At 67.8% G+C, this 9,811-nt stretch carries 10 protein-coding genes; 8 read left to right on the top strand and 2 right to left on the bottom strand.

Annotated features, from left to right (window positions below; translation table 11 throughout):
- Positions 1 to 299: 299 nt before the first annotated feature.
- Positions 300 to 983: a hypothetical protein gene (locus tag DVU99_RS19505; protein ID WP_114241904.1), complete on the bottom strand. Its 684-nt coding sequence runs from the start codon at positions 981 to 983 to the stop codon at positions 300 to 302.
- Between the two features lie 160 nt (positions 984 to 1,143).
- On the opposite strand from DVU99_RS19505, the gene DVU99_RS19500 reads away from it, so the two are divergent.
- The 8 genes from DVU99_RS19500 to DVU99_RS19465 all read left to right on the top strand — a co-directional run bounded on the left by DVU99_RS19500 (position 1,144) and on the right by DVU99_RS19465 (position 7,182).
- On the top strand, positions 1,144 to 1,521 hold the full coding sequence (locus DVU99_RS19500) for a lipoprotein (protein WP_114241903.1): 378 nt from the start codon (positions 1,144 to 1,146) through the stop codon (positions 1,519 to 1,521).
- The gene (dapF, locus tag DVU99_RS19495; RefSeq protein WP_114241902.1) at positions 1,521 to 2,369 is read left to right on the top strand and encodes a diaminopimelate epimerase; all 849 of its coding nucleotides are present in this window, start codon (positions 1,521 to 1,523) and stop codon (positions 2,367 to 2,369) included. Before DVU99_RS19500 ends, dapF begins: the two co-directional genes overlap by 1 nt.
- A 69-nt stretch (positions 2,370 to 2,438) precedes the next feature.
- Positions 2,439 to 3,122 carry a DUF484 family protein gene (locus DVU99_RS19490; protein WP_114241901.1) on the top strand — a complete coding sequence of 228 codons (684 nt, stop codon included), beginning with the start codon at positions 2,439 to 2,441 and terminating at the stop codon, positions 3,120 to 3,122.
- Positions 3,123 to 3,130: 8 nt separating this feature from the next.
- Entirely contained in the window at positions 3,131 to 4,015 is an 885-nt protein-coding gene (xerC, locus tag DVU99_RS19485; protein ID WP_114241900.1) for a tyrosine recombinase XerC, read from the top strand.
- Positions 4,012 to 4,356, top strand: coding sequence for a GlpM family protein (locus DVU99_RS19480; RefSeq protein ID WP_198670400.1), 345 nt, complete (start codon positions 4,012 to 4,014; stop codon positions 4,354 to 4,356). Before xerC ends, DVU99_RS19480 begins: the two co-directional genes overlap by 4 nt.
- 172 nt (positions 4,357 to 4,528) lie before the next feature.
- Positions 4,529 to 5,062: an ATP-dependent protease subunit HslV gene (hslV, locus tag DVU99_RS19475; protein WP_114241898.1), complete on the top strand. Its 534-nt coding sequence runs from the start codon at positions 4,529 to 4,531 to the stop codon at positions 5,060 to 5,062.
- Between the two features lie 128 nt (positions 5,063 to 5,190).
- Positions 5,191 to 6,531, top strand: a complete 1,341-nt coding sequence (gene hslU, locus DVU99_RS19470; protein ID WP_114241897.1) for an ATP-dependent protease ATPase subunit HslU — start codon at positions 5,191 to 5,193, stop codon at positions 6,529 to 6,531.
- Positions 6,532 to 6,567: 36 nt separating this feature from the next.
- Positions 6,568 to 7,182, top strand: coding sequence for a hypothetical protein (locus DVU99_RS19465; RefSeq protein WP_114241896.1), 615 nt, complete (start codon positions 6,568 to 6,570; stop codon positions 7,180 to 7,182).
- Positions 7,183 to 7,358: 176 nt separating this feature from the next.
- On the opposite strand, the gene DVU99_RS19460 is transcribed toward DVU99_RS19465, so the two are convergent.
- Positions 7,359 to 9,626, bottom strand: coding sequence for a S9 family peptidase (locus tag DVU99_RS19460; protein WP_114241895.1), 2,268 nt, complete (start codon positions 9,624 to 9,626; stop codon positions 7,359 to 7,361).
- Between the last annotated feature and the right edge of the window lie 185 nt (positions 9,627 to 9,811).

Below are 9,811 nucleotides of genomic sequence, written 5' to 3'. Positions count from 1 at the left end.
GCCCTACGGGCCGGCTTCGCCGTTCGCACGCGCTCCAGGCGCGTGCGTGGGCCAGCAAAAGAAAAGTGACTCGAGCGCCGGCAGGCGATCGAAACGCCCGCCGCGTAGGCGGCAACCTGGCGGGAGCGTTGCAACCGAAAGCGAAAGTCACTGGATGACCAGCCTTCGGCTGTTGTGAAGCTCCTCCAGCTTTCGCTGGGATGACGAAGTGGAAGGACTGGGGCGCAAGGCGGTCGCGCACAGGGTGCGCTCCTACAGTGGGGGTGTGGCCCTAAGGATGAGCCCGCCCCATGGCGAGATCAGAACGGCTGCGCGATGCGCTGCTCCGTCGCCTCATCCGGCCGCGCCACCAGCGCCCCCGTGCGCATCAGGCTCACCGTGTAATGCCCCTGGTCGACCAGCGGCAGGTACACGCCGCTGCCGAACAGCACGTCCACGTCAGGCACCCAGCGTGGGTACTGCTTGTGCAGGTCCAGCAGGTCGAAGCTGCCTGCCTCGTTGAAATCGGTGACCGTGCGCGGCGCGTGCGCCTCGTCGTCGGGATCATCGTAGCGTCCCGACAGCCGGTCCAGCCGGTACAGCGGCGGCAGCCCGGCCAGCAGGGCGGAGGACTTCCACTTCAGCACCACCGCCTCCAGCCGCCAGGCGTCGCCGGCCACTTCCAGCTGTCGGCTGGAGCCATCGGGCCAGTGCAGCACCAGCGACCAGCGCTGCGGCGACAGGATGTGCGCGTCGATCTCCACCACCGGCGCCTCTTCGCTCAGCAGGCGATAGCCACGCAGGGCGCAGCCCATCCCGGCCAGCAGCAGGGTCAGCGCGAACGCCACCAATACCAGCACCGCACGACCCGCCGCGGCCACCGGCTGGCCGCCATGCAGGCGCTGGCGCAGTGCCACCAGCTGAACCAGGGTAAAGAACAGCGCGATCGCTGCCAGGATCAGCAGGATCGTCGTCGGCAGGCGCAGCAGCGCGGTCCAGTCCATACGTCGTACTTCAACTTCCGTACCGCGCGGGGCGGCGACGGCGGCATCATAGCGGCTGGCCTGGCCGCCGCGTGGTGTTGCCGGGCATACAAGCGCTTGGCTCGCCACGTTTTTGGGCCTTCCCTATACTCAGCGGCATCTCTGCCGGAAAAACCGACCCATGCGCCGATCCCTCCTGCTGCTGCCGTTGTGTGCCGTTGCCGCCCTGCTTGCCGGCTGCGGCAACAAGGGACCGCTGTACATCCCCAAGGCCACGCCGGCCACGACACCGGCGCATCCAGCGACCCCGGCCACGCCTGCGGCGACGACCGCCAACCCGGCGGCCCCGGTGCCGGTGCACGGCTACGTGACTGACCTGAAGGCATTCGACGCCTTCATCGCCACGCATCCGACGCCGGCGCAATTCCGCACGGCCTACCCCGACGTACAGCTGGTGATGCCGGGCTCGCCCAGCACGCGCGAGCTGCGCAACGACAACAGCCGCTACTTCCCCGAGCTGGACAAGGACGGCCGCATCACCGGCGGCAAGTTCATGTGATGACGCTGGCCTTCACCAAGATGCATGGCATCGGCAACGACTTCGTGATGGTCGACTGCCGGCGCCACCCGTTCGCGCTGGATGCGGCGCGGATCCGCGCGATCGGCGACCGCCGCACCGGCGTGGGCTTCGACCAGTTGATCAGCATCGAGCCGCCACGCGACCCGACGTGCGCGTTCTACTACGGCATCTGGAACACCGACGGCTCGGCTTCGGGCCAGTGCGGCAACGGCGTGCGCTGCGTGGCCGCATGGCTGCATCGCGCCGGCGAGCTGGCCATCGACGAGACCGTGCGGCTGGAGAGCCCCTCGGGCCCGGTGGCCGTGCGCCTGCTCGGGCCCAACGAGGTCACCGTCGACATGGGCGTGCCGGTGTTTGCCCCGGCGCAGGTACCGCTGCGCGCCGACCGCGAGGCCGCGCGCTATGCCGTCGAGCTGGATGACGAAATCGTCGAGATCGGCGCGGTATCGATGGGCAATCCGCATGCCGTGGTGGTGGTCGATGACCTGCAGGCCCCGGCGCTGGAACGGCTGGGCCCTGCCCTGACCGGCCACCCGCGCTTTCCCGAAGGTGCCAATACCGGGTTCGTGCAGGTGGTGAACCGCCAGCAGCTGCGCCTGCGCGTGCACGAGCGTGGCAGCGGCTGGACCCTGGCCTGCGGCACTGGCGCCTGCGCGGCGATGGCGGTGATGCGGCTGCGCGGCGAAGTGGATGAACGCGTGCGCGTGGCCTTGCCTGGCGGCGAACTGACCATCGACTGGGCCGGTCCCGGCCATACGCTGTGGATGACCGGTCCGGCCGCTTTCGTGTTCGAGGGCGAATGGCTCGCCGGGCGTGTTGAAAGCTGACACACGGGCATCGCACACTCGGAACCGCGACGCACCGTCCCTAGGCTCCCTGGTTAGAGGTAACCGCGCATGTCCGACACCGCACTCGCCGACACCCTGAGCGCCAGCGACGTGGCTGCCTACCTGCGCGGCCATCCCGAATTCCTCAGCGACTACCCGGAGCTTGCCGCCCAGCTCACCCTGCCACGCGAGCAGGGGCCGGTGGCCTCGCTGGCGGTGTACCAGCTGCAGAGCCTGCGCGAGAAGAACACCGAGCTGGAGCGCCAACTGGCCGGCCTGGTGGCGATCGCCGCCGAGAACGAGCGGCTGATGCAGCGCGTGCACGACCTCAACGTGGCCGTGCTGCGCGCGACCACGCCGGCCGTGGCGGCACGCAGCGTGGTGGCGCGGCTGGCCGAGGACTTCAAGACCGACCAGGTGCGCCTGCTGCTGTTCGGCCCCATCGGCCTGCCACCGGCCGACTGGCTGGTGCATGTGCCCGGCGGGCGCCACGCCGTGCCGGAGTTCGCCGAATTCATGGCCCACCACGAACCGGTCGCCGGCCGCCTGTCGGCCGAGCGCCTGTACCGCCTGTTCGGCGAGCATGCGCCGGAGATCCGCTCCAGCGCGATCATGCCGCTGGGCGAGTTCGGCATCCTGGCCATCGGCAGTGGTGACCCGGACCACTTCCAGCCGGGCATGGGCACGCTGTTCCTGAAGATGATCGCCGCCACCGTCACCGCGGCGCTGCGGCGCTCCCAGGAAGGCGTGTAAGCGCACCGATGTCCGCGCAGTCACACGTCGACGCCTGGCTGGCCCGCCTGGCGGGCGAACGCCATGCCTCGCCCCACACCATCGACGGCTATCGCCGCGACCTGGCCAAGCTGCTGGCCTGGATGGAAGTGCAGGGCGTGCAACAGTTCGACGCGCTGGAACCCAACCGCATGCGGGGCTTCGTGGCCGCGCAGCATCGTGGCGGCCTCTCGCCCAAGAGCCTGCAGCGCCTGCTTTCGTCCTGCCGCAGCCTGTTCCGCCACCTCAGCCGCGAAGGCCTGCTCGGCCATGATCCGCTGGCCGGCGTGCGCGGCCCCAAGGTGCACCGCAAGCTGCCCGAAGTGCTCGACGTGGACGAGGCCAAGCAGCTGGTGGAGGCGCCCGCCGAAGGCGCGCTGAGCCTGCGCGACCGCGCCATGCTGGAGCTGTTCTATTCCTCCGGGCTGCGCCTGTCCGAGCTGACCGGCCTGCGCTGGATCGACCTGGACCTGCACGCCGGCGAAGTGCGCGTGCTGGGCAAGGGCAGCAAGACGCGCATCGTGCCGGTGGGCCGCCACGCGGTGGCGGCGCTGCGCGCCCTGGGCGAGGCCGAAGGCATCGTGCCGGAACAGCCGGTGTTCAAGGGCCGCGGCGGTGCACCGATCAACCCGCGCACCGTGCAGCTGCGCATGAAGCAGCTGGCCCTGCTGCAGGGCATGCCCAAGCGCATCCATCCGCACCTGCTGCGGCATACCTTCGCCAGCCACATGCTGGAATCCTCCGGCGACCTGCGCGCGGTGCAAGAGCTGCTCGGTCACGCCGACATCGCCACCACCCAGATCTACACGCACCTCGATTTCCAGCACCTGGCCAAGGTCTACGACGCGGCGCATCCGCGGGCGCGGCGCAAATGAATCCCACCGTGAACCTGTTGCTCAAGGCATGCGTGGGCGCCGTGATGGTGCTGCTGATCGGGCTGATGTCGCGCACCCGCAACTACTACATCGCCGGGCTGCTACCGCTGTTTCCCACCTTCGCCCTGATGGCGCACTACATCGTGGGCAGCGAGCGCGGCACCGCCGAGCTGCGCACCACCATCGTGTTCGGCATGTGGGCGGTGCTGCCCTACCTGGCCTACCTGGGCTCGCTGTACTGGCTGGTCGGCCGGCTGCGTCTGTTCCCGGCGCTGGGCGGCGCCCTGCTGGTGTGGTGCCTGGCGGCGGCCGTGCTGGTAGTCGCCTGGAACCGCCGCTAGGCCGCCTCTTCCGTGCAGGAGCGCACCCTGTGCGCGACCGGCGACAACCGGCCACCGGAGCCGGTTCGGAGCGCCGCGGTCGCGCACAGGGTGCGCTCCTGCACGGGCACCTGGCTTGGATTTGGCGGCCGGGGCCCCAACCTCTGGCGAATTCGTACTCTCCGGAGCTTCCATGGAATCCTTTCACGCCACCACCATCGTCTCGGTGCGCCGCAACGGCCGCATCGTGATCGGCGGCGACGGCCAGGTCACCCTCGGCAATACGGTGATGAAGGCCAATGCGCGCAAGATCCGCCGCCTGGGCAAGGGCGACGTGCTGGCCGGCTTCGCTGGCGCCACCGCCGATGCCTTCACCCTGTTCGAGCTGTTCGAGCAGAAGCTGGACAAGCACGGCGGCAACCTCACCCGCTCGGCGGTGGAGCTGGCCAAGGAATGGCGCACCGACCGGCGCCTTGGCCGCCTTGAGGCCATGCTGGCGGTGGCCGACAAGGACGCTTCGCTGCTGATCTCCGGCAACGGCGACGTGCTGGAGCCCGAACATGGCCTGATCGCCACCGGCTCGGGCGGCCCGTATGCGCAGTCCGCCGCGCTGGCCCTGATGGAGAACACCGACCTCGATGCCCGCGCCATTGTCGAGCGCGCGCTGAAGATCGCCGGCGACATCTGCATCTACACCAACCACAACACCACGATTGAAGAGCTGTAAGCGCCCTTCGACATCGTCATTCCCGCGAAAGCGGGAATCCAGGGCCTTTGTGGTGCACGAAAGACGCTGGATTCCCGCTTTCGCGGGAATGACGGGCGAAAAGAATCACCCCACATTCCGGTGACCCCATGTCCGAACTCACTCCCCGCGAAATCGTCAACGAACTCGACCGCTACATCATCGGCCAGCACGACGCCAAGCGCGCCGTGGCCATCGCGCTGCGCAACCGCTGGCGCCGCATGCAGCTGGAGCCGAACCTGCGCGACGAAGTGACGCCCAAGAACATCCTGATGATCGGTCCCACCGGCGTGGGCAAGACCGAGATCGCGCGCCGCCTGGCCACGCTGGCCAATGCGCCGTTCGTGAAGGTGGAAGCCACCAAGTTCACCGAGGTGGGCTACGTCGGCAAGGACGTCGAATCCATCGTGCGCGACCTGGCCGATGTGGCCTACAAGCTCACCCGCGAGCAGGCCATGAAGCGCGTGCGTTCGCTGGCCGAGGACCGCGCCGAGGACCGCATCCTTGATGCCCTGCTGCCGCGCCGCCAGCAGGCCAGCGACTGGAGCCACGATCCGGCCCCAGCCAACGATGCCCAGGCCGATACGCGCCAGAAGCTGCGCAAGCAGCTGCGCGAGGGTGCGCTGGATGAGCGCGAGATCGAGCTGGATTTCGCCATGAACGTGGGCGTGGAGATCATGTCGCCCCCGGGCATGGAGGAAATGGGCCAGCAGCTGCGCCAGATGTTCCAGAACCTGGGCGGCGCCAAGACCCAGCAGCGCAAGCTGGCCATCAAGGCGGCCCGTCCGCTGCTGATCGAGGAAGAAGCCGCCAAGCTGCTCAACGAGGAAGAAGTGCGCACCCAGGCCATGCAGGCCGCCGAGCAGAACGGCATCGTGTTCATCGACGAGATCGACAAGGTGGCGCAGCGCTCGGAGTGGGGCGGTGCCGGCGTCAGCCGCGAAGGCGTGCAGCGCGACCTGCTGCCGCTGGTGGAAGGTTCCACCGTGTCGACCAAGTACGGCCCGATCAAGACCGACCACATGCTGTTCATCGCCTCGGGCGCGTTCTCGCTGGCCAAGCCCTCGGACCTGATCCCTGAGCTGCAGGGTCGCCTGCCGATCCGCGTGGAGTTGTCTGCGCTGTCGGTGGAGGACTTCAAGCGCATCCTGCGCGAACCGCACAACGCGCTGACCAAGCAGTACATCGCGCTGCTCGGCACCGAAGGGGTGACGGTGGCTTTCACCGACACCGGCATCGACCGCCTGGCCGAGGTGGCTTTCCAGGTGAACGAGCGCACCGAGAACATCGGCGCCCGCCGCCTGCACACGGTCATGGAGCGCCTGCTGGAGAAGATCTCCTACGAAGCTGCGGACAAATCCGGCGAAAATTACGTTATTGACGCCGAATATGTCGATAAAAACCTGGGAACCCTGGTCAAGGACGAGGATCTCAGCCGTTACATCCTGTAAACAAGGGGTCAGGCCCCAGCTGTTAAAATTCTACCCATGGGAAATGTGATTGAACTCAAGACGACCGGTCAGCGGGCCCAGCTGCGCGAAGCGCAGCAGCAGCATCAGCTGGTGCGGTTGTGGCGCGGCGAACTCGAACACGGCAGCTTCTGCGGTTACGTGGGCGGGGTGGGCCGTGAATTCTTCCTGCTGTGGGTAGTCGGCGACGGCATCACCTATGACGGCATGTACGTCATGCGTCACCGCGACGTCTCCGAGCTGGAGGCGCCGGACAAGCACGCGGTGTTCATGGAGAAGGCGCTGGCGCTCAAGCACCTGATGCCGCGTCCGCCGCGGGGCTTCCCGCTGGACGACATCCGCGGCGTGATCCAGGCCGCCGCGGCGCAAGCCCCGGTGATCGGCGTGCACGTCGACAGCGAGGACGAGTCGGAGGTCTGCTACATCGGGCGCCTGATCAACGTCGAGGAAGACGGCTTCAACATGCAGGAGATCTCGCCGGATGCCGAATGGTTGCGCGAGCCCTCGTTCTTCTCCTGGGACGAGGTCTCCACGGTGAGCATCGAGGACGGCTACGCCACGTCGCTGCTGGCCGTGGCCGGCACTCCGCCGCCGCTGGAGCAGGGCGACTCGGGCGCGGGACACGCACTCTGACCGAAACCAAAGGCCGGCTGCAAAGCCGGCCTTTTTCTTGGGCAACGCCCCTGCAGGAGCGCACCCTGTGCGCGACCCGCCGTTGGCGGGTCTTCCCGGTCCGCGAAGACCGGTTACCGCGCTTGCCTGCCCGTCGGCGGTCGCGCACAGGGTGCGCTCCTACGGGTATGGCGGTGTTACTTCGTCGTGGCGGCGGCGGCCGGCTGCGTGGCGGCGGACTTCGGCGCGCTCGCGCCCTTCACCTGCTGCTGGAAGAAGTTCTCGATCAGGTGATAGACATGGCTGCGCTGACCCGGCAGGTTCAGGCCATGCTTGGCGCCCGGGTAGGCCATGAACTGGAACTGGGTGCCACGCTTCTGCAGTTCGGCCATCAGTTCGGTGGAGTTGAGGAACAGCACGTTGTCGTCGGCCATGCCGTGCACCAGGTACAGCTTGCTGGTGAGGCCATCGAGCCAGGCCAGCGGCGAGCTGCGGGTGTAGCCGGCATCGTTGTCCTGCGGGCGGCCCAGGTAACGCTCGGTGTAGAAGGTGTCGTACAGGCGCCAGTTGGTGACCGGGGCCACCGCCACGCCACCGGCCAACTGGTCGGAAGCCTTGGCCAGCATCATGGTGGTCATGTAGCCGCCGTAGCTCCAGCCGAACACGCCGATGTGGCGGCCATCCACCCACGGCTGCGACTTCAGCCACTGGATGCCCGCCAGCTGGTCATCCACCTCGGCGGCGCCGAGCTGCTGGTAGATCGGCGTCTCGAAGGCGTGGCCGCGCCGCGCCATGCCACGGTTGTCCAGGGTGAACACCACGAAGCCCTGGTTGGCCATGTACTGGTTGAAGTAATCGCCCCAGGCATTGGTGACCAGCTGCGCGCTGGGGCCACCGTAGTAGGTGTCGAACACCGGGTACTTTTTGGTGGGGTCGAAGCCGGCCGGCTTGTACACGCGGTAGTACAGGGTCTGTCCGTCGGCGGCCTTGAGCGTGCCGAATTCCGGCTTGATCAGGCTGTCGCGGTAAGGCCAGAACGGATGCTTGTCGTCCAGCTTGTTCGGCTCGATCCAGGTCAGGAAGCTGCCGTCGGGCTTGTGCACGCTGACCTGCGGCGGCGTGTCGATGCTGGAGAAGGTGTCGACGTAGAAGCTGCCGTCGGGCGCGAACTCGGCCATGTGCGTGCCGGCGCCCTGGCTGATGCGCACCGGCGCCTTCGCGTTGCTTCCATCGATCTTCAGCGCGTACACCTGGCGCTCGGGCACGGCGTCCTTGTTGGAGGCGACGAACACCGTGCCGCTGTGCTCGTTGACCGCCAGCAGGCCGTCGATCGGCCAGTCGCCCTCGCTCACCGCGTGCCTGAGCTTGCCGTCGATGCCGTAGAGGTAGAGGTGGTGGTAGCCGCTGCGCTCGCTGCCCCACAGGAACGACTTGCCGTCCTTGAGGAAGCTGAGGTCGTTGTTGAGGTTGATCCAGTTGTTGCTGGTTTCGCTCAGCAGGGTGCGCTGGGCCAGCGTCTTCACGTCGACCAGGCGCAGGTCGAGCTGCTGCTGGTTGCGCGGCATGCGCTGGTAGGTGAGGTGCCGGGCGTCGGGCACCCAGTTCACCCGGGTGAGGTAGATGTCGCTGTCCTTGCCCAGGGCGATCCAGCGCGGCGGGCCGCCGGTGGGCGACACCAGGCCCAGCTTCACCGCCACGTTGGGCGTGCCGGCGGCAGGGTAGCGCTGGTCGATCACGTCGGTGTGGTCGGCGTAAAGCTCGGTGCGCTTGGTCACCTGCACGCGGGCTTCGTCGTAGCGCTCGAAGGCGATGGCCGAATCGTCCGGCGCCCACCAGTAGCCTTCGCTGCGGTCCATTTCCTCCTGCGCGACGAACTCGGCCTCGCCGTTGTGCACGGTGCCGCCGCCGTCGTGGGTGAGCTGGTGCGACTCGCCGCTGCTGAGGTCGATGACCCACAGGTTCTGGTCACGCACGAAGGACACGTAATGGCCCTTCGGCGAGATCTTCGGATCGATCACGTTTTCGCCGGCATCGAGCTGCCTGGGCGCCGCATCGGGCGTGGCCAGCGCGTAGACGTAGAGCTTGCCGTTGATGGGAAACAGGAGCTGCTTGCCGTCCGGCGACCACTGGTAGCTGAGGATGCCGTGCAGGCCGGCGGTGCGCTCGCGCTCGCGGCGCGCCTTTTCGGCATCGGACAGCTGCTCGCCGTTGGGCTCGAGCTTTTTCGAATCCACCAGCAGGCGCGTCTTGTTGTCCTTGAGCTGGTATTCCCACAGGTCCAGTTGGAACTGGTCGTCCGGGCGGGCGCGCAGGAAGGGCACGCGGCTGCCGTCCGGCGAGATCTGCAGGCCACGCGGCGCGGGGCCGGCGAGGCTGCCGCCGTCGAAGATGCGTTCGATCGTGAGTTTTTCGGCCATGGTCGGCAGGGCCACCATCGTGAGGGCGGCAAACAGGAGGGCGCGCATGGGTACTTCCTTGGGCGACGCGTCGGACGTAAGAACAAGCGGCGATTAGACCGCGTTGCGCTGCTGGAAGCCAGCGCGAAGGGGCGGGGGATGGGTAGCAGGGGCGCGAACATCGTTGCGCCGCGCGCACGGACTACCTCGCTGCAAGATCTCTGCGCCCCCGCTACCCATCCTCCAACCCCCGC

It is taken from the genome of Dyella sp. C9, assembly GCF_003332825.1.
Lineage (GTDB): Bacteria > Pseudomonadota > Gammaproteobacteria > Xanthomonadales > Rhodanobacteraceae > Dyella.
The sequence above is the reverse complement of the archived record's forward strand: the minus strand, read 5'-3'. Positions and strand labels throughout refer to the sequence as shown.

Coding starts and splice junctions, on each gene's coding strand:
- DVU99_RS19505 (WP_114241904.1), bottom strand. CDS start 983: ATGGACTGGACCGCGCTGCTGCGCCTGCCGACGACGATCCTGCTGATC.
- DVU99_RS19500 (WP_114241903.1), top strand. CDS start 1,144: ATGCGCCGATCCCTCCTGCTGCTGCCGTTGTGTGCCGTTGCCGCCCTG.
- dapF (WP_114241902.1), top strand. CDS start 1,521: ATGACGCTGGCCTTCACCAAGATGCATGGCATCGGCAACGACTTCGTG.
- DVU99_RS19490 (WP_114241901.1), top strand. CDS start 2,439: ATGTCCGACACCGCACTCGCCGACACCCTGAGCGCCAGCGACGTGGCT.
- xerC (WP_114241900.1), top strand. CDS start 3,131: ATGTCCGCGCAGTCACACGTCGACGCCTGGCTGGCCCGCCTGGCGGGC.
- DVU99_RS19480 (WP_198670400.1), top strand. CDS start 4,012: ATGAATCCCACCGTGAACCTGTTGCTCAAGGCATGCGTGGGCGCCGTG.
- hslV (WP_114241898.1), top strand. CDS start 4,529: ATGGAATCCTTTCACGCCACCACCATCGTCTCGGTGCGCCGCAACGGC.
- hslU (WP_114241897.1), top strand. CDS start 5,191: ATGTCCGAACTCACTCCCCGCGAAATCGTCAACGAACTCGACCGCTAC.
- DVU99_RS19465 (WP_114241896.1), top strand. CDS start 6,568: ATGGGAAATGTGATTGAACTCAAGACGACCGGTCAGCGGGCCCAGCTG.
- DVU99_RS19460 (WP_114241895.1), bottom strand. CDS start 9,626: ATGCGCGCCCTCCTGTTTGCCGCCCTCACGATGGTGGCCCTGCCGACC.